The following is an 18,865-nucleotide window of genomic DNA, read 5'->3' on the forward strand; positions in this document are numbered from 1 at the left end:
CGCTACGCGTGCCCGCCCGTCTTCTTCGCCTGCAGCGCGCGAATCCGCATCCGCGCGCCCGTATCGCTGACCGTCACGTCGTACATCGTCGCGAGATCGCGCTTGAGCGCGGTGCGCGAACCGCCGTCCAGATACACCATGTGCCCCGACGGATAGAAACGCGCGGACAGGTTCTGCCGCACCTTCTGATCCTCGAGCGGCATCTGCTGCAGGTCGATCACGGTCTGGTAGAACGGCGTGACGAAATCGTACAAGCCGTTCGCCGACAGCACCTTCAGGTCGACGTTCAGCGCCATCACCGCGGCGAGATCGCCGGCCGTGTAGAGGATCACGTTCCCCTGCGCATCGATGCCCTGCTGCGCGCCGGTCGGGTCGATGTGGCCGAAATCCCAGTTCCGGAACGCCTGGTCGTTCAGGTCCGTGAACGCGGAATTCGACGTGAACTTCAACTGCTCGTTCAGGTAGCTGTTCCACATCGCCGTATAGACACCCGTCACGGCCGTCATCGTCGGATCGTTGCCGCCCGAGTTCGGGTCGATCTTGCCGGCGATGCCCGTCGAGATCGCGGTCACGCGGCCGTCGTACGAACCGAGCGAGAGCCCCTGCGCATGCAGCAGCGTCGTCAGGAACAGCGAATTGCCGCGCGCGTCGTAGCCGGCGATGTCGAGGCTCCACGATTGCAGCGTCGCCGTGTCGATGCCCGTGTATTGCGACAGTTTCTGCACGGCGGCCGGGTCTGCATGCGGAGCCTTGCGCAGCGCGTTCAGGTAGTCGGTGCGCGAAAACTGCGCGACTTCCTCGACGAACGCGCCGAGATCGGCCGGCGCCGGCGTGACGCCGAGTTTCTTGTGATACCACGCGTCGGCCGCGGCGGTCGGCAGCGCGCCGACCGGGTTGCCGGCCTGCCGGTAGTCGAGGATCGACGATTGCAGCGTGACGCCGTTCAGGTCGACGCCGTCCTCGTGCAGCTTGTACGCGAGCACGCAGCTGCGCGCGGTGCCATACGATTCGCCGAACAGGTATTTCGGCGAATTCCAGCGGTTGTTCTTCGTCAGGTAGCGCTTGATGAACTGCTTCAGCGAATCCGCGTCCTGGTCGACGCCCCAGAAGTTGCGGTTCTTGTTCGGCGCGACGGCCGCCGAATAGCCGGTGCCGACCGGGTTGATGAACACCAGGTCGCTGTGGTCGATCATGCTGTCCGGGTTGTCTTCCATCTGGTACGGCGCGGGCGGCGTGAAACTCGGCATCGACGTCTTGATGCGCTTCGGCGCGAACGAGCCGAGCAGCACGAACACCGACGACGAACCGGGCCCGCCGTTGTAGAAGAACGTCACGGGCCGCGTTTCCTCCTTCGCGCCGTCGGCCGTGAACGCAACGTAGAAGATCTTCGCGGCCGGCTGCGAACTGCTCGGGTCGACCGTCACGAGATGGCCGACCGTCGCCGTGTACGCGATGCGCTTCCCGTCGATCAGGATCGTGTGATGCGTGATCGCGGCCGCTTCGGTCGTGTCGGTCACCGAATCGTCGGGGCCGTTGCCGTACGCAACAGGATCGAAGAACGGCTGGTCGCGGCCGTGGCTCAGCGCGACCGGATTGATGGTCGGCGGCACGCCATGCGAATTGTGGTCGCCGTGATGCAGCGGATACACGCCGCCGGAAGATGCGGAATCGATGCCCATCGTGCTGCTCCTGGAGGTGAAAAAAGACGCGGGCAGGACACCCGCGTCGAACGAAAAGGCGTGTGCCGACGCGTCAGCTCGACGGCTTGCGCGCGAGAATCGCGGCGAGCTGCGCGCCGTCCGGGCTGCCGAGGCCCGTGCATGCGTCCCAGCCCGACGCCGCCGCATACGTGCCGTTCGATCCTTTCGTGATATCGCGCAGCGCGCCCGGATTCTTGTACAGCACCGGATTGACCCAGCCGGCCGATGCGCCGGCCGCCGCATTGATCCGCGCGATCAGCGCGGCCCACAGCGGCGCGACCGCGCTCGTGCCGCCCATCACGGTAGCCGTGCCGGCGACCGATACCTCGTAGCCCGTCTGCGGCGACGCATCGCCGGCCACGTCCGGCACGCCGCGCTTCGCGAGCGGCGTGCGGCTGCCGTCGGCGCGCGTGACGGCGAGCCCCTGCTGCCACGCCGGCAGGTCGAACAGCGTACTGACGCCGCCGCCGCCCGCGCCGCCGCCCGACGCCTCGTCGTTCCACGTGACCTCGCTGCGGATGCCCTGCCCGGGCAGCGCGTCGAGCTGCGTGCCGCCGCAGCCGAGCACGTACGGGCTCGATGCGGGGAAGTCGACGTGATCGGCGCCGTCCTGCAGCCCGTCGCCCGAGCCGCTGTCGCCCGACGCCGCGCACACGGTGATCCCCTGCGCGGCCGCCGCCTGCAGCACGCGGTTGAACGCCTGCGCCGACTGCGCCTGCCAGACCGCTTCCGGGCCGCCCCAGCTGATCGAGATCACCGACGGCTTGTTGGTCTTGTCGTTGACGGCCGCGTTGACGGCCTGGATGAAGCCCGCGTCGCTGTTCGGTGCGAAGTAGACCGCGATCTTCGCGGCCGGCGCGATCGCACCGGCGATCTCGATGTCGAGCGCGACTTCGCCGTCCGGACCGTTCGGGTCGCCGGACGGCGCGTTGCGGCCGGTGCCGACGTTCACGTCGACGAGCGTCGGCGGCGTCTTGATGCCGAGCCCGCTGAAATACTGCCGGATGTCGGCCGCACGGTAGCCGCCGCCGAGTTCGACGATCGCGATGCACTGCCCGGCGCCGTCGCCGGCCGGGAAGCCGTACAGCGACGCGAGCTGGACCGGCGTGAACGTGACGCCCGCCGTACCGCCGCGCGCGGGCCTGAACGGCGGGCGCAGCCGGAAGTGCGGCCGCGCCTGCGGGCGGCTGTCGAGGCCGAGCACGGCCGTGACGGCGTCGCCGAGATCGTCGGGCAGCGTGATCGGGCCCGAGCGGCCGCGATACTGGCCGATCGAACGATGCTCGAAACGCTCGAGCTTCACGCCGAACGCCGCTTCGAACTGCTGGATCATGCCGGACAGCACGACGACGCTTTCGACGGGATCGACTCGATCGACCGTCAACTGGTGACGGCGCGCGAAGTCCTCGGTCTTGCGGATGTCGTCGGGATTGGCGGAGAAACGCTGCGCGAACGCGTCGCGCGACAGCGGTTTCGCCTGTGCGTCGCCGGTGGCGAGCTGCTGGACCAACGTATCGAGTTGCCCTTCTTCCTGCCGCCGCAACATGATCGTGACGTGGATGCGTTCTGCCGGATCGCACGGGCCGAGGCACTTGGACTCGGCGACGATTCGGGGTTCACGGTCGGCGTGAAGATGCCTTGCCATGTTCAGACCCTCCTTGGTACCGCGTTGCACGGAACAGCCAGGAAATCGGACATAGCCGGCGGAAGTCGGTTCCGTTCGGTCAGTCGGTTCGCAGCAGCGCGAAATTAAAAGGAGTTTAGAACAGTCAGATGATTTGCGCGCATGCCCTTCTGCGGCGGGGATGCGCATGAAGGCCGGCATTGCGCGCGGCCTGCGCCGATCGGCGCAGCGGCACCGCGCGGCCCGTCGACCTGCGCGGCGGCAAGGCAGCGGCGCTCAGTCCATCGACAGGCGCAGCGCGAAACCGATCAGCGCCGCGGAAAACGTCCAGCGCTGCACCGTCTGCGCGAGCGGATGCGCGCGCATCCACGCCGCGATGCGCGACGCGCCGAACACGCAAGCGAGGTCGAAGCACACGCCCGCCGCGACCAGCAGCGCGCCGAGTTCGAGCATCTGCCAGACGACCGGCCCGGCCTCCGGCCGCACGAACTGCGGCAGCAGCACCGAGCAGAACAGCAGCGCCTTCGGGTTCAGCAGGTTCGTCAGCAGTCCCTTCACGAACGACTGCCGCAGCTCGCCCGCCGCCGCGTCGCCTTCGCCGAGCGCGAACACCGGCGAACGGAACACCTGGATCGCGACATATGCGAGATAAAGCGCGCCGCCGTAGCGAATCACCTCGTACAGCCACGGCGCGCTGCGGATCAGCGCCGCGACGCCGCATGCGGACAGCGTCACGTGCGCGCTGCGCGCGAGCGACAGGCCGGCCGCCGCCGCCATCCCCGGCCGCACGCCGCGGCCGATGCTGGTCTGCAGCACGAGCGCCATGTCGGGCCCCGGCACCGCATAAATGGCCGCCAGCGCGGCGAGATAGATCAACAGCAAATGCGTGGAAATCATGTTCTGCCCCCTCCTTCAATGACGATATGTTGCCGCTGAAGAAGGAGGGATTATTGGCCATCTTTGGCCCGGAATTGGCGATTCATAGCGGAATCCGCCACAATCTCAAAATCAGAACAAGGATTCCGCCAATATGACCGAACTCGACAAAACCGATCGCGCGATCCTCGCTGCGGTGCAGCGCGACGGCCGCGTGCCGATCGCGCGTCTCGCCGAATCCGTCGGCCTGTCCGAGACGCCTTGCGCGCGGCGCCTCAAACGTCTCGAAAGCGACGGCTACATCGAGCGCTACCGCGCGCAACTGTCGCGCCAGGCGCTCGGCTTCGGCGTCGTCGCGTTCGTGCTGGTGCGGTTCGCGACGCACGACCGCAAGGTCGCCGACCGGTTCGAACGGGAAGTGCTGGGCATCGAGCGGATCCTCGCGTGCCACAACGTCGCGGGCACGGCCGACTACCTGCTGCAGGTGGTCGCGCGCGACCTCGACGACTACGGCACGTTCCTGCGCGACTCGCTGCGGATGCTGCCCGGCGTGACGTCGATCGAATCGGCGCTGTCGCTGCGCGAGGTGAAGCACGACGCGGGGTTGCCGGTGCCGTGATGCGCGCGGCGGTCCGCGCCGATGTAACGCTCGTTCACATTGCCGGCGGCGCCGGCGTCACGCGATGTCCGGCGCCTGGTGCGCGCGTTCGAGATCCTCGAGAAACGCCTCCACGAGCGGATCACCGCGCCCGTTGCGCGCGACGACCATGTGGAACGTCACGTCGTAGCGCAGTTGCTCCGGATTGAGCGGCGCGAGCAGCCCCTGCGCGACGTACGGCGCCGCGAAGTGCTGCGGCAGGTAGCCGAGGTGGTGGCCGGACAGGATCAGCAGCGCGACCGCCTCCATGTTGTCGGCGGTCGCGGTCACGCGGTCGGGCGTCGTCGACAGTTGCGCTTCCGGCAGCGGATACGAGCGCCACGCCCATTCGAAGCCCGCGACGTCGGCCGGCGTCAGCGTGCCGGCGCCGTCGAACAGCGGATGGCCGCGGCCGCAATACGCGACCTGGCGCTCGATGAACAGCGGCGTGTAGTGCAGCGACGGCACGCGGTGCCAGAAGTAGCCGACCGCGATCTGGATCTCGTCGCTCAGCAGCTTCTCCTCGAGATCGCCAGGCGCGCGCACGGAGATCGAGAAGCGCACGGCCTCGTCGCGCGTGCGGAATGCGGCGATCGCCTCGGCGATCCGCGCGTTCTGGCTCACCGGCGTATGGCCGATCAGGCCGATGTTCAGCGTGCCGACCAGTTGGCGGTCCATGTGCCGCGCGGCCATCCCGAATTCGTCGAGCGCCGCGAGCAGCTTGCGGCTCATCGCATGGAACCGTTCGCCCTTCGGCGTGAGCCGGAAACCGCTGCGGCCGCGCTCGCAGAGCCGGTAGCCGAGCCGCGTCTCGAGCGACGCCAGCTGCGCGCTGATCGTCGACTGCCCGACGTTCAGCACGGCCTGCGCGGCCGATACGCCGCCCGCGTCCGTGACCGCGAGAAACACGCGGATCAACCGCAGATCGAGGGTCGACAGATTCCCCAGCACGCACTTCCCCTTCCATACATCGATGAAGATCGATGTTAACGTCGATATCTTCGCATTCTTCTTTCCCGGCGGAGCGCGTAAAACTGTGCGCCAAGCCGCGTCGAATGATACGGCAACCCCACATCGGAAGAGGCGCCCCATGAACGACCACACCCATTTCCAGCCGCTCGGCGGCAATGAAATGCCGCGCTGCGGCGGCATCGCGACGATGATGCGCCTGCCGCACGTGGCGAGCGCCGAAGGCCTCGACGCATGCTTCGTCGGCGTGCCGTTCGACCTCGGCACGTCCAATCGCACCGGCGCGCGCTTCGGCCCGCGCCAGATCCGCACCGAATCCGTGCTGCTGCGCCCGTACAACATGGCCACGCGCGCCGCGCCGTTCGATTCGCTGCAGGTCGCCGACATCGGCGACGTCGCGATCAATCCCTACAACCTGCACGATTCCATCGCGCGTATCGAAGCCGCGTACGACGCGATCCTCGAGCACGACTGCAAGCCGATCACGCTCGGCGGCGACCATACGATCGCGCTGCCGATCCTGCGCGCGATCCACCGCAAGCACGGCAAGGTTGCATTGATCCACGTCGATGCGCATGCCGACGTGAACGACACGATGATGGGCGAAAAGATCGCGCACGGCACGCCGTTCCGCCGCGCGGTCGAGGAAGGCCTGCTGCACGGCGACAAGGTCACGCAGATCGGCCTGCGCGGCACCGGTTACGCGGCCGAGGATTTCGACTGGTGCCGCGAGCAGGGCTTCCGCGTCGTCCAGGCCGAGGAATGCTGGAACAAGTCGCTTGCGCCGCTGATGGAAGAAGTGCGCGCCCGAGTCGGCGACACGCCCGTCTACATCAGCTTCGACATCGATGGCATCGATCCGGCCTACGCGCCGGGCACCGGTACGCCGGAAATCGCGGGCCTCACGGTGCCGCAGGCGCTCGAGATCATCCGCGGCGCGAAGGGGCTGAACATCGTCGGCTGCGATCTCGTCGAGGTCGCGCCGCCGTACGACCCGTTCGGCACCACCGCGCTGCTCGGCGCGAACCTCGCGTACGAGCTGCTGTGCGTGCTGCCGGGCGTCAAGTACCGCGACTGATCCCGCGCCGCCACCTATTCCAAATCAGAGGATTCCAGAGGAGCACACACAAAGATGGGGACTTCCGTCAAGCAACCGAAGCGGGCGGCGCTCGCTTCGTTCGTCGGCACCACGATCGAGTGGTACGACTTCTATAGCTACGCGACCGCCGCCGCCATCGTGTTCGGGCCGCTGTTCTTTCCCGGCGAAAACCGCTTCGTCAGCCTGCTCGCATCGTTCGGCTCGTTCGCGGTCGGCTTCTTCGCGCGGCCGCTCGGCGGCGTGATGTTCGGCTATCTCGGCGACCGCTTCGGCCGCAAGCGCTCGCTGCTCGCGACGCTGATGCTGATGGCCGTGTCGACGGTCGCGATCGGCCTGCTGCCGACCCATGCGCAAGCCGGTGTGATCGCGCCGATCCTGCTCGTGCTGATGCGCGTGCTGCAAGGCATCGCGGTCGGCGGCGAATGGGGCGGCGCGGTGCTGCTCGCCGGCGAGCATGCGCCCGAAGGCAAGCGCACGTTCTTCGCGTCGTTCGCGCAGCTCGGCAGCGCGAGCGGCCTGATCCTGTCGATGCTCGCGTTCGGCGCGATCAGCACGCTGTCGAAGGACGACATGATGAGCTGGGGCTGGCGCGTGCCGTTCCTCGCGAGCGCCGTGCTGCTGGTGGTCGGCTTCGTGATCCGCGCGAGCGTGTCCGAGTCGCCCGAGTTCGAGGAAGTCAGGAAGAGCGGCAACACCGCGCAAAACCCGCTGCGCGAAGCGCTCAAGTACTGGCCGCTGCTGCTGCTCGCGATCGGCGCGAACGTGTACGGCATCGCCGGTGTGTATTTCAGCAACATCTTCATGATCAGCTATGCGACGCAGTTCCTGTCGCTCGACCGGTCGATGGTGCTGCATTGCATGGCGATCGTCGCGGTGCTGCAGTTCATCGTGCAACTCGCCGCTGCATTCCTCGCGCAGCGTTTCGGCACCACGCGCGTGCTGCTGATCACCGGCGCATGGGCCGCGATCGTCCCGTTCGTGATGCTGCCGCTTGTGCATATGGGCACGCCGCTATCGATCACGGTCGGCGTCGGCCTCGCGACGCTCGCGGAATCGGGCTACTACTCGGTGGTCGCGGGCTTCGTCAGCGGCATCTTCGTCGCGCGGATCCGCTATACGGCGATCTCGATCGCATACCAGGTGTGCGGCGCGCTCGCCGGCGGCCTCACGCCGCTCGTCGCGACCATCATCGCGCAGAACGTCGCGCCGCAATGGTGGCCGCTCGCGATCCAGTATACGAGTGCCGCGATCCTGTCTTCGCTGTGCGTGTGGCTGATCTCGCGCCGCGTCGGCATCGACGATGCCGGTGCGCCCGGCAAGGCGAACGAGCCGCTGCCGCGCGGCGCGCGCACCGCGTAACGTCCGCAACGGGCAGGCTGCTTCACTCGCCTGCCCGGTCGTCGCATGCAAGGGGCGGCGCAACCGCGCCGCCCTTTTTCATTTCCCCGCCGAAAGGCCGAGCGCACGGTGAGCATCGCGTTGCGCTTGTCGCCGAACCCGCTGCAGAACCGGCCGTGCGGACGGACGCAGTCGTCGCGACAGGCGCAGCGCTTGCTATTGCACCTGGCTGCGCAGCGCCTTCGCCGCCGCGACCATGTTCGTCAGCGCCGGAATCACTTCCGCCCACTGGCGCGTCTTCAGGCCGCAATCCGGATTCACCCACAGACGCTCCGCCGGAATCCGCTCGGCCGCCTTCTTCATCAGGCCGACGATGTGATCCTGCGTCGGGATGTTCGGCGAATGGATGTCGTACACGCCCGGCCCGATCTCGTTCGGATACCTGAAGCTGTCGAACGCGTCGAGCAGCTCCATGTCCGAGCGCGACGTCTCGATCGTGATCACGTCCGCGTCCATGTCGGCGATCGACGCGATGATGTCGTTGAACTCCGAATAGCACATGTGCGTGTGGATCTGCGTATCGTCCTGCACGCCGTTCGCGGTGATGCGGAACGACTCGACCGCCCACTTCAGGTACTCGCTCCATTGCGCGCGGCGCAGCGGCAGCCCTTCGCGCAGCGCGGCCTCGTCGATCTGGATCACGCGCACGCCGGCCTTCTCGAGATCGAGCACTTCGTCGCGGATCGCGAGCGCGAGCTGGTAGCACGACACCGAGCGCGGCTGGTCGTCGCGCACGAACGACCAGTTCAGGATCGTCACGGGGCCGGTCAGCATGCCCTTCATCGGCTTGTTCGTCAGCGACTGCGCGTACGCGATCCATTCGACCGTCATCGCCTTCGGGCGGCTGATGTCGCCGAACAGGATCGGCGGCTTCACGCAGCGCGAACCGTATGACTGCACCCAGCCGAACTGGCTGAACGCGTAGCCGTCGAGCTGCTCGCCGAAGTATTCGACCATGTCGTTGCGCTCGGCTTCGCCGTGCACGAGCACGTCGAGCTCGAGCGACTCCTGTTCGCGGACGCTGCGTTCGATTTCAGCCTTCATCGCCGTGCGGTAGCCGGCTTCATCGAGCGCACCTGCCTTGAACTGGCTGCGCGCCTGGCGGATTTCGGCGGTCTGCGGGAACGAGCCGATCGTCGTCGTCGGGAAGGCCGGCAGGTTCAGTCGCGCCGACTGCTTCGGTGCACGCTGCGTATACGGGCTCACGCGGTTGCCGAGCTGCGCGTCGATGCGTGCGATCGCGGCCTTCACCGCCGGGTTGTTCACGCGCGGCGAGCGGCGGCGCGAATCGATCGCGGCGGCGTTCGCGGCAAGCGCATCGGCCACCTTGTCGCGGCCTTCGTTCAGCGCGGTCGCGAGCACCTTCAGCTCGTCGAGCTTCTGCAGCGCGAACGCGAGCCACGAACGGATCTCCGCGTCGAGCTTCTCCTCGCTCGCGAGATCGACCGGCACGTGCAGCAGCGAGCACGACGGCGCGAGCCACAGGCGCTCGCCCAGTTGCTTCGCGAGCGGCTCGAGCCAGTCGAGCGTCGCGCTCAGGTCCGTCTTCCAGATGTTGCGGCCGTTGATCGCGCCGACCGACAGCACGCGCTCGGCCGGCAGCTCGCGCACCAGAACGTCGATTTCGTCGCGTGCATTGATCGCGTCGACATGCAGCCCGTCGACCGGCAGCGAGCTCGCGAGCGTCAGGTTGTCCTGAAGCTGGCCGAAGTACGTGGCAAGCAGCAGCTTGATGCGACGCGTCTCCAGCACCGCATACGCAGTGCGGAACGCCTGCCGCCATTCGGCGTCGAGCTCGGTGACGAGAATCGGTTCGTCGATCTGCACCCATTCGACGCCCTGCGCGGTCAGCGTGTCGAGCAGCGCGCCGTACACGGGCAGCAGCTTCGGCAGCAGCGCGAGACGATCGGAATCGTCCTTCGCCTTGCCGAGCCACAGATACGTGACGGGGCCGATGATCACCGGCTTGGCATTCACGCCCTGCGCGTTCGCCTCGGCCAGTTGCTGCAGCAGGCGCGACGGGTCGAGCGAGAAGTTCGTGTCCGCGTGGAATTCCGGCACGATGTAGTGATAGTTCGTGTCGAACCATTTCGTCATTTCACCGGCCGCGACGCCACCGCAGCACGCCGCATGCTCTTGCGCCGACTGCGCCGAACGGCCGCGCGCAACACGGAAATAGTTGTCGAGCACGTCGCCGTGGAAAGCCTGCACGCGCTTGGGCAGGTTGCCGAGCATGAAGCTCATGTCGAGCACCTGGTCGTAGAACGCGAAATCGCCGATCGGCGCGAGATCGAGATCGCGCTGTTCGTTCCAGTGGCGCTGGCGCAATTCGGCGCCGAGCGCCTTCAGCTCGTCGCGCGACGATTCGCCCTTCCAGTAGCGCTCGAGACCGAACTTGAGTTCGCGCTTCGCGCCGATGCGCGGAAAACCGAGGTTGTGTGTGCTGACCATGAAGCTGCCGTCCAGATGAAATAGAAGATCCGGCAGCCATGATAGGGATTTCAAACCATGAAATAAAATGGCATTATTTCATTCATCCATTAAATTCATTCATGCATCCGTAGCGCGAGCGATATCCATGCTGGAACGATTCCATCTCGTCGTCATTCGTGAAGTCGAGCGCCAGGGCTCGCTGACCGCAGCCGCCAATGCGCTGCATCTCACGCAGTCGGCGCTCAGCCACACCGTCCGGAAAATCGAGCAGCAGCTCGGCACGCCGATCTGGGATCGTGAAGGTCGCGGCCTGCGGCTCACGCAGGGCGGTCACTATCTGCTGAAACTTGCGAACCGGCTGCTGCCGCAGTTCGAGCTCGCCGAGGAGCGGATGAGGCAGTACGCGAAGGGCGAGCGCGGCACGCTGCGCATCGGGATGGAGTGCCACCCGTGCTACCAGTGGCTGCTGAAGGTCGTGTCGCCGTATCTGTCGCGCTGGCCCGACGTCGACGTGGACGTGAAGCAGCGCTTCCAGTTCGGCGGCATCGGTGCGCTGTTCGGCTATGACATCGACGTGCTCGTCACGCCCGATCCGCTGAACAAGCCGGGCCTGCGCTTCGATCCCGTGTTCGACTACGAGCAGGTGCTGGTGGTCGCCGACTCACACCGGTTCGCAAATGCCGATTACGTGACGCCCGAGCAACTGACCGACGAGATCCTGATTACCTATCCGGTCGAAACCGACCGGCTCGACATCTACAACCAGTTCCTGACGCCGGCCGGCATCGTACCGAGGCGCCACAAGTCGATCGAGACGACCGACATCATGCTGCAGATGGTCGCGAGCGGGCGCGGCGTGGCCGCGTTGCCGAGATGGCTCGCCGACGAATACGCGGACCGGATGCCGGTCGTGCCGGTCAAGCTCGGCAAGCAGGGGATCGCGAAGCAGATCTTCCTCGGCATCCGCGAAGCGGACGCATCGATCGACTATCTGGCCGCGTTCGTCGCGCTGGCGCGCGAATCGACGTGGAGCGCGCCGCGCATGCTGCGCTAGGCGCGCCCCGTTGCAATGCGCGTCAGGCGGCGCGCATGCCGATGCGTTCGCCGCGCTCGACCCACGCGCCGAACAGCAGGCCGATCGTCGTCCACATGATCGCCTGCATGCCGATGGCCGCGACGCGGAACTTCCACAGCACGTCGGCCGGGAACGCGGCCGGCACTTCGTTGATCGACGGCAGTCCGAACTGCACGGCCGCGATGATCGCGATGAACACGAGCCCCGCGACGATCGACGCATTCCATTGGCCGAGCTTCGCCAGCAGATGGCGGCGCACGCTGACCGAGAACGCCATCGTCGCGATCGAGATCGCGATCATCAGGAAGAACAGGCCCGTGCGATGGCCGATCGTGTCGGGATCGCCGACCGACGGCGGATTGGCCGGGTACTTGATGTTCGGCACGATCACGAGCGCGACGAATGCCGCCAGCGCAAGCCACGCGGCCAGCGGCCGCGCCGGAAGGCGGCCGCCTCGCCCGTATGCATACGCAAAGACCAGCGAGAACAGCCCGCCGAATGCCGCGCCGTAGGTCACGACACCCGTCAACAGGCCGAGGCCGGCCTGCGTGTCGCGGCTGACCAGCTCGTGCTCGTGCTCCGGCACGTCGCCTTTGGCGGCCTCGAGCTTTTCTTCAAAGGAAATCGCCTGATCGACTTGCGGTTCGCCGACGATTTTCGCGAAACCGAACGTGAGGAGGCCCGCGGCGATGCCTGCGAGCATCCCGCGCATGAGCAGCTTTCCGACCATCGTGTACTCCGCGTCAGTGGCAGGGAAAGCCGAGCAGATGGCGGCCGTCGTGGACGAATTCGTGCACGTACATGCCCGGCACGAGCGACGTCGCGCCTTGTTCCGCGCCGACGAAATAGAGTGCGAGCAGCAGCATCAGGCCGACGAACACGGCCCACGGCAACAGTTCACGGACGGGGATGGGTGCCGGCACGACAACCGGCTTCAGCACTGCTTCGCTCATGGATGCACCTCAGGGGAATCGCGCCCCGACAAATGTTGGATGGGTACGAAGGCAGGTCTGGCTTCCGGGATCGGGATTCCCCGGTTACAGTGGCGCGACCGCGCCGGAATTGCACCGGCTTCCGCGTTTCGTATCGGGCGAATTGTACGCGCGAAAGTCCGCGTATTGAAGTGAAGGTCGCGGACGACCGCACACCCGCCCCGGCCCATCCGAAAACCGACATGAACATGCATGCCTCGCTGCGCCTGATCGCACACGCATCGACCCGGGCGATGCGCACCGGCGCGTTTCCCGACGACGATCTGCTCGACGCACACGGGCTCGCGGACGCCGCTGCGCTGCGCGCCCGGTGGACAGGCGTCGCCGGCTCGCTCGTGCTGTGCAGCCCCGCGTGCTGCGCGCGGCAGACCGCCGATGCGCTCGGGCTGCATGCCGACGTCGACGACGCGCTGCGCGACATCGACTACGGAAACTGGCGCGGCAAGCGGCTGCACGACCTCGCGCGCGACCTGCCGGACGAACTGGGCGCATGGATCGCCGATCCGTCTGCGTCGCCGCACGGCGGCGAATCGTTCGAAGCCGCCGTTCGCCGCGTCGGAGCATGGTTGAACGCGCTGCCGCCCGGCCGCGACATCGTCGCGATCACGCATGCGGCGATCGTTCGCGCGGCCGTCGCACACGCACTGCGGATGGATCCCGACGCTGCAACCCGCATCGACGTCGCGCCGCTGTCGTGCACGACCTTCGTTGCGTCGCCGCACGGCTAGGCGTTGATGACGAACGACGATCGGCGCGACACCGATGCGTAAGTCCCAGCCGTGTCGTGTTCACTATGTGAGCCACGATACGGGCCGACGTGTCGCATCTCGGTCGCATGCCGACGTTCACCTTACGCCGCCGTAAGACAACCCGTTCGTCATCCCGATTGTCATCAAACTGACTGCTGCCCGCGGCTAGGATCGGACGCGGTTCCCTCACGAGATACCGTCATGAATCAACCTGCTTCGTCCGCCGCGAACAATCGCGGCTCCTTCGAGCGCAACCGGCAGGTCGGCTATGCCTTCTTCCTGCTGGTGCTCGCGATCGGCGCCGTCTATATCGCCACGCACCTGATCGACGATCTGTCGCCGGTCCGCGAAGGATCGCTATTCCCGTACCTGATGCTCGGCGCCGCGCTGCTGATCGCGCTCGGCTTCGAATTCGTCAACGGTTTCCACGACACCGCGAACGCGGTCGCCACCGTGATCTATACGCACTCGCTGACGCCGAACGTCGCGGTGATCTGGTCCGGCATGTGGAACTTCCTCGGCGTGATGGTTTCGAGCGGCGCAGTCGCGTTCGGCATCCTGCAGTTGCTGCCTGTCGAGCTGATCCTGCAGGTCGGCAGCGGCGCGGGCTTCGCGATGGTGTTCGCGCTGCTGATCGCCGCAATCGTCTGGAACCTCGCGACCTGGTATTTCGGGTTGCCTTCGTCGAGCTCGCATACGCTGATCGGCTCGATCATCGGCGTCGGGCTGATGAACCAGTTGATGCACGGGCCGTCGGGCACGAGCGGCGTCGACTGGGGCCAGGCGCTCGGCGTCGGCAAGTCGCTGCTGCTCTCGCCGATCGTCGGCTTCCTGTGCGCGTCGCTGCTGCTGCTCGTGCTGAAGGCCGTCGTGCGGATTCCCGAGCTGTACAAGGAGCCGCCGAAGGATCAGCCGCCGCCGTTCTGGATTCGCTGCCTGCTGATCCTGACCTGCACGGGCGTGTCGTTCGCGCACGGTTCGAACGACGGGCAGAAAGGGATGGGCCTCATCATGCTGATCCTGATCGGCACGGTGCCGACCGCGTATGCGCTGAACAAGGCCGTTACGCCTGCCGAATCGCAAACCTTCGTTGCGGTCGCGAACCAGGCCGCCGCGACGTTCGGGAAATACACGAATGGCGTCGCGCCGTCCGCGAACCCGCGCGCCGACGTCGAGCACTACGTGCAGCGTCGCGAGCTGACGCCCGCCGTGCTGCCGGCCGTACAGCAGTTGTCGACATCGCTCGCGACCGCGGTCGGCACGTCGGGCTCGATGGCAGCCGTGCCGCAGCGCGACGTCGACAACGTGCGCAACACGATGTATCTGGTATCCGAAGCAATTCGCCTGATCGAGAAGTCGGGCCAGCCCGCGCTTGCCGCCGACGACAAGCTCGCGATCGACAACTATCGCAAGCAGCTCGACCACGCGACCAAGTTCATTCCGACCTGGGTGAAGGTCGCCGTTGCGATCGCACTGGGCCTCGGCACGATGGTCGGCTGGAAGCGGATCGTCGTGACCGTCGGCGAGAAAATCGGCAAGCAGCATTTGACGTACGGACAGGGCGCGTCGGCCGAACTCGTCGCGATGCTGACGATCGGCGCCGCCGACGTGTACGGGCTGCCCGTTTCGACGACACACGTGCTGTCGTCGGGCGTCGCGGGCACGATGGCGGCGAACGGGTCCGGGTTGCAATGGAGCACGGTGCGCAGCCTCGTACTCGCGTGGGTGCTGACGCTGCCGGCGTCGATCGCACTTGCGGGCGGGCTCTACTGGTTGTTCCGGTCGCTGGCCTGATCGGGGCCACTGCGGGTGGCCGGCGGAAGCCGGCCGCCTGCTGTTGGAAATTCGACCCTCGCTTCTTCGCTTCCGCGCTCCGACGTCGACACATTCGCGTGCGCCCATGCCACGTCGCGAGCTTTCCCCCTCTTCCTTTTCCGAATTGGAGCGCAAGATCTGGAGCGCGCCGGCGCAGGAACGTCGCTAGACTGGGTTCATCAACTTTTATCGTGGACTCAACCGCGCACGCGATGTTTCCTGAGTATTCCGCGCGACCGCACGGCGCCACACTACTGACAAACGAGGTACGCCCGTGAACATCGCCGATCTGCAACCTGCCGTCGAATCGCTGGACATCGCGCAACGCGTCGACACAGTCGACTGGACGACCGTCGATGCCGAACTCGATCGCTACGGATGCGCGCGCGTGCCGGGCCTGATCTCGGCAAGCGAGTGCGATGCGCTCGCATCGCTCTATACGCGGGATGCGCTCTATCGTTCACGCATCGTGATGGCGCGGCATGGATTCGGGCGCGGCGAATACAAGTATTTCGCCTATCCGCTGCCTGCGATCGTCGCCGAGTTGCGTGCGACGATCTATCCGCATCTCGCGCCGATCGCGAATCGCTGGAACCAGGCACTCGGGATCGACGTTCGCTATCCGAAAGACCATGGGGCCTTCCTCGATCGCTGCCACGCGGCGGGACAGACACGACCGACGCCGCTGATCCTGCAATACGGTGCCGACGACTACAACTGTCTCCATCAGGACCTGTATGGCGAGCACGTGTTTCCGCTGCAGGTCGCGATCCTGCTGTCGGCGCCGGGCCGCGATTTCACCGGAGGGGAATTCGTGTTGACGGAACAGCGGCCACGCATGCAGTCGCGTGCGGAAGTGGTGCCGCTGACGCAAGGCGACGCAGTGATCTTCGCCGTGCACGGCAGGCCCGTGCAGGGAACGCGCGGCGTCTATCGCGTCAATCTGCGCCACGGCGTAAGCCGGATCAGAAGCGGCCATCGCCACACGGTCGGCATCATCTTCCATGATGCGCAATGACGGTAATCGGGACGAGCGCGATATGGTCGTGCGGTTGATCACGCCGACGGGTTCGCGCGGTAAACACCGCGCGTCTGTCACGCCAGTCGCGTGTAATCGTTCCGCGGACGTTACGGCCACGCATCGCCGCGCGATCTGCCCGCTCGTCCACTTTGACGGATGACAGCTTTCGCTCCCCGTCAGGTCATCCCAGCCAAGACGATTCGACGTTGCTGGCGAGCGACAGGAAACCAAAACACTCACCTGTCGCGACACAAACGCGATTAGCAGTCCGTCCTACCCTCGCGCCACATTCGCCCGCAGCCGATCGCCTGCATCGGCGGCCAATCGCGCGTAGCCCGGCAACGTCAGCAGTGCGAGCACGCCCGCTGCGACGAAAGCCCAGCGGAAATCGTCGAGCACGTAATGCATGCCGGCCGCATCGCCACGCACCAACGCCGCGAGCCGCAGCGACAACGCGCCGAACGCGATCCCCATCCCGATCGTCATTTGTTGCGCAGCGCTCCACAACGTGCTGGCCGCGCTCGTCTGGTGAGCCGGGATATCCGCATAGGCCAGCGTCGCGAGCGTCGTGAACTGCATCGACCGCGTCAGCCCGTAGACGAATACGACGAACAGCGTGATCGTCAGCGGCGTCGATGCGGTCAGCCAGCCGCATACGATCGTGAAGATGCCGACGAGCGTCACGTCGACGAGCGCGACGCGCCGGAAACCGTAGCGGTCGAGGATCCACGACGTTCCCGCCTTCATGCCGAGATTGCCGAGCGCACTCGCGAGCAGCAGCAAACCGGACTGGAACGGCGACAGCCCGAAACCGATCTGAAACAGCAGCGGCAGCAGGTACGGCACGGCGTTGATCGCCATCCGCGTGATCGAGCCGGTGATCACGGTCACCGAGAACGTCGGCACCTTCAGCGTCGTGAAATCGAGCAGCGGATGCACACAACGCCGCGCATGCAGCCACGCGGCCATGCCGAACAATACGCTCGCGCCGACCAGGACGGCCGCGCGTGTGAAGTGGACATCCTGCTGGCCGGCCGCCTCGGTACCGATCAACAGACAGGTCAGTGCTCCGCCGGCCAGTACGAAGCCGACCCAGTCGAGCGGCCGCTGCTCGTCGGCCCGCGTGTTCCGGACGATCAGCCAGGTACAGACGAGCGCGGCGATGCCGAACGGGACGTTCAACAGGAAGATCCATCGCCAGGACGCATAGGTGGTAATGAAGCCGCCGATCGGCGGCCCGACGACGGGCGCGACGATGCCCGGCCACGTGATCGTCGCGATCGCACGCATCAGCTTTGCTTTCTCGGTGCTACGCACGACGATCATCCGTCCGACCGGCACCATCATCGCCCCGCCGACACCCTGCAGCAGCCGCGCAGCCGTGAACGTCACCACGCCATCGGACAGCCCGCACAGCACCGACGCGCCCGTAAAGACGACGATCGCGCTGGCGAACACGGTGCGCGATCCATATCGATCCGCGATCCAACCGCTGATCGGGATGAACACTGCAAGCGCAAGCATGTAGGCCGTCATCCCGAGGCTCAGCGCATTCGGCCCGACGCCGAACGACTGCGCCATTTGCGGCAGCGCGGTCGCGATCACGGTCGTGTCGAGGTACTCCATGAAGAACGTTGCGGCGACGAGGTACGGCAAGAAGTCGGTCGTCCGACCACCTTGGGCAGGGCTGTCAGTCATGAATGGTGCAGGAGACGGAATGCGGAAAACACCGACCGCCAATAGGTGCAGACAAGCACCGGGATCGGGGGCGAATGGCGATATTACCCTGAAGGGCTTTACCTTCGCTTCGCCGACTCATGTCACACGAATGGACTTTATGCGCATAGATTTCGGGGACGGTTTCGTGCTGCGCTCGCCGAGTGACGTCCTCGGACAGGTCGAGGCGAAGCATGGGAGGATGGATGTCTTTCGCAGAAACACGCCATTTATCGAGCATCATCGATGAACGTCGCCCATCAGCGACCATTACAACATCATCTTTGAATGTGCCGACATGCGCTAGGCACCGGCTGAAGGTGCATCGATACGATGCGTAGAAGAAGACACCTGAAAAATTCAGCGGCGCAGAACTGCGGATCGCTCGAGAACGGTAGCTGCGCAAATCGATGCCATCGGCACTCCGGCTCTGGCTCCGACTGCGCCGCCGTTGCTTGGCGTGCCCCGCATTTCCGCCGCTGAAATGCAAAAACCCCCGCCTTTTGGGCGGGGGTTCTTGGCTTAGGGAGCCTGACGATTACCTACTTTCACACGGGAATCCGCACTATCATCGGCGTAGAGTCGTTTCACGGTCCTGTTCGGGATGGGAAGGGGTGGGACCGACTCGCTATGGTCATCAGGCAAAGAGGGTTGTCGCGCTGCTTCGCAACGCGACCAATCGGGAAGAAGCAGTAATTTTGGGGTTGTGCGTATCAGCACATCGCGGTCATTCAACCGCTGTCTGTAAAACAGACTTGTTA

15 protein-coding genes, 1 rRNA gene and 1 riboswitch are annotated in these 18,865 nt (G+C 65.9%); of the genes, 7 read left to right on the forward strand and 9 right to left on the reverse strand.

Annotated features, from left to right (window positions below):
- Positions 1 to 2 precede the first annotated feature (2 nt).
- The 3 genes from MRS60_RS24675 to MRS60_RS24685 form a co-directional block, all read right to left on the reverse strand.
- Positions 3 to 1,679 carry a S10 family peptidase gene (locus tag MRS60_RS24675; protein ID WP_243565713.1) on the reverse strand — a complete coding sequence of 559 codons (1,677 nt, stop codon included), beginning with the start codon at positions 1,677 to 1,679 and terminating at the stop codon, positions 3 to 5.
- Between the two features lie 73 nt (positions 1,680 to 1,752).
- Positions 1,753 to 3,345 (reverse strand): S53 family peptidase, encoded by a 1,593-nt coding sequence (locus MRS60_RS24680; protein ID WP_243565714.1) that lies wholly within the window; start codon positions 3,343 to 3,345, stop codon positions 1,753 to 1,755.
- A gap of 255 nt (positions 3,346 to 3,600) precedes the next feature.
- Positions 3,601 to 4,221, reverse strand: a complete 621-nt coding sequence (locus tag MRS60_RS24685; RefSeq protein WP_034180917.1) for a LysE family translocator — start codon at positions 4,219 to 4,221, stop codon at positions 3,601 to 3,603.
- A 133-nt stretch (positions 4,222 to 4,354) separates the two neighbouring features.
- On the opposite strand from MRS60_RS24685, the gene MRS60_RS24690 reads away from it, so the two are divergent.
- Positions 4,355 to 4,819: an Lrp/AsnC family transcriptional regulator gene (locus MRS60_RS24690; RefSeq protein WP_131948150.1), complete on the forward strand. Its 465-nt coding sequence runs from the start codon at positions 4,355 to 4,357 to the stop codon at positions 4,817 to 4,819.
- Between the two features lie 57 nt (positions 4,820 to 4,876).
- Here the strand turns inward: MRS60_RS24690 and MRS60_RS24695 are convergent, their stop codons facing one another.
- Complete coding sequence (locus MRS60_RS24695; protein WP_034180919.1) at positions 4,877 to 5,788, reverse strand: LysR family transcriptional regulator; 912 nt, start codon at positions 5,786 to 5,788, stop codon at positions 4,877 to 4,879.
- Positions 5,789 to 5,927: 139 nt separating this feature from the next.
- On the opposite strand from MRS60_RS24695, the gene speB reads away from it, so the two are divergent.
- Both speB and MRS60_RS24705 read left to right on the forward strand, forming a co-directional pair.
- Positions 5,928 to 6,884 carry an agmatinase gene (gene speB, locus MRS60_RS24700; RefSeq protein ID WP_034180920.1) on the forward strand — a complete coding sequence of 319 codons (957 nt, stop codon included), beginning with the start codon at positions 5,928 to 5,930 and terminating at the stop codon, positions 6,882 to 6,884.
- A 54-nt stretch (positions 6,885 to 6,938) separates the two neighbouring features.
- On the forward strand, positions 6,939 to 8,264 hold the full coding sequence (locus MRS60_RS24705) for an MFS transporter (protein ID WP_217591253.1): 1,326 nt from the start codon (positions 6,939 to 6,941) through the stop codon (positions 8,262 to 8,264).
- A gap of 195 nt (positions 8,265 to 8,459) precedes the next feature.
- Here the strand turns inward: MRS60_RS24705 and metE are convergent, their stop codons facing one another.
- On the reverse strand, positions 8,460 to 10,754 hold the full coding sequence (gene metE, locus MRS60_RS24710; protein ID WP_243565715.1) for a 5-methyltetrahydropteroyltriglutamate--homocysteine S-methyltransferase: 2,295 nt from the start codon (positions 10,752 to 10,754) through the stop codon (positions 8,460 to 8,462).
- Positions 10,755 to 10,881: 127 nt separating this feature from the next.
- Between metE and MRS60_RS24715 the strand changes: the two genes are divergently transcribed.
- Positions 10,882 to 11,790 carry a LysR family transcriptional regulator gene (locus MRS60_RS24715; RefSeq protein ID WP_034184974.1) on the forward strand — a complete coding sequence of 303 codons (909 nt, stop codon included), beginning with the start codon at positions 10,882 to 10,884 and terminating at the stop codon, positions 11,788 to 11,790.
- Positions 11,791 to 11,812: 22 nt separating this feature from the next.
- Here MRS60_RS24715 and MRS60_RS24720 read toward each other — a convergent pair whose 3' ends face one another.
- Both MRS60_RS24720 and MRS60_RS24725 read right to left on the reverse strand, forming a co-directional pair.
- Positions 11,813 to 12,541, reverse strand: a complete 729-nt coding sequence (locus MRS60_RS24720; RefSeq protein WP_034184975.1) for a CbtA family protein — start codon at positions 12,539 to 12,541, stop codon at positions 11,813 to 11,815.
- A gap of 13 nt (positions 12,542 to 12,554) precedes the next feature.
- Entirely contained in the window at positions 12,555 to 12,764 is a 210-nt protein-coding gene (locus MRS60_RS24725; RefSeq protein ID WP_034184976.1) for a CbtB domain-containing protein, read from the reverse strand.
- A gap of 33 nt (positions 12,765 to 12,797) precedes the next feature.
- Positions 12,798 to 12,935, reverse strand: a riboswitch (cobalamin riboswitch).
- Between the two features lie 50 nt (positions 12,936 to 12,985).
- On the opposite strand from MRS60_RS24725, the gene MRS60_RS24730 reads away from it, so the two are divergent.
- From MRS60_RS24730 to MRS60_RS24740, 3 genes are all read left to right on the forward strand, one after another.
- Positions 12,986 to 13,531: a histidine phosphatase family protein gene (locus tag MRS60_RS24730; protein WP_243565716.1), complete on the forward strand. Its 546-nt coding sequence runs from the start codon at positions 12,986 to 12,988 to the stop codon at positions 13,529 to 13,531.
- Between the two features lie 222 nt (positions 13,532 to 13,753).
- A complete protein-coding gene (locus tag MRS60_RS24735; protein ID WP_105393479.1) occupies positions 13,754 to 15,346 on the forward strand; it encodes an inorganic phosphate transporter in 1,593 nt (530 codons plus the stop codon).
- 295 nt (positions 15,347 to 15,641) lie between these two features.
- Positions 15,642 to 16,385, forward strand: a complete 744-nt coding sequence (locus tag MRS60_RS24740; protein WP_034184978.1) for a 2OG-Fe(II) oxygenase — start codon at positions 15,642 to 15,644, stop codon at positions 16,383 to 16,385.
- A gap of 276 nt (positions 16,386 to 16,661) precedes the next feature.
- Here the strand turns inward: MRS60_RS24740 and MRS60_RS24745 are convergent, their stop codons facing one another.
- Together MRS60_RS24745 and rrf are read right to left on the reverse strand one after the other, a co-directional pair.
- The gene (locus MRS60_RS24745) at positions 16,662 to 18,086 is read right to left on the reverse strand and encodes a DHA2 family efflux MFS transporter permease subunit (protein ID WP_243565717.1); all 1,425 of its coding nucleotides are present in this window, start codon (positions 18,084 to 18,086) and stop codon (positions 16,662 to 16,664) included.
- Positions 18,087 to 18,633: 547 nt separating this feature from the next.
- Positions 18,634 to 18,746: ribosomal RNA gene (rrf, locus tag MRS60_RS24750) — 5S ribosomal RNA — on the reverse strand.
- Positions 18,747 to 18,865 lie beyond the last annotated feature (119 nt).

Origin of the sequence: Burkholderia pyrrocinia (genome assembly GCF_022809715.1) — a bacterium.
GTDB lineage: Bacteria > Pseudomonadota > Gammaproteobacteria > Burkholderiales > Burkholderiaceae > Burkholderia > Burkholderia pyrrocinia_C.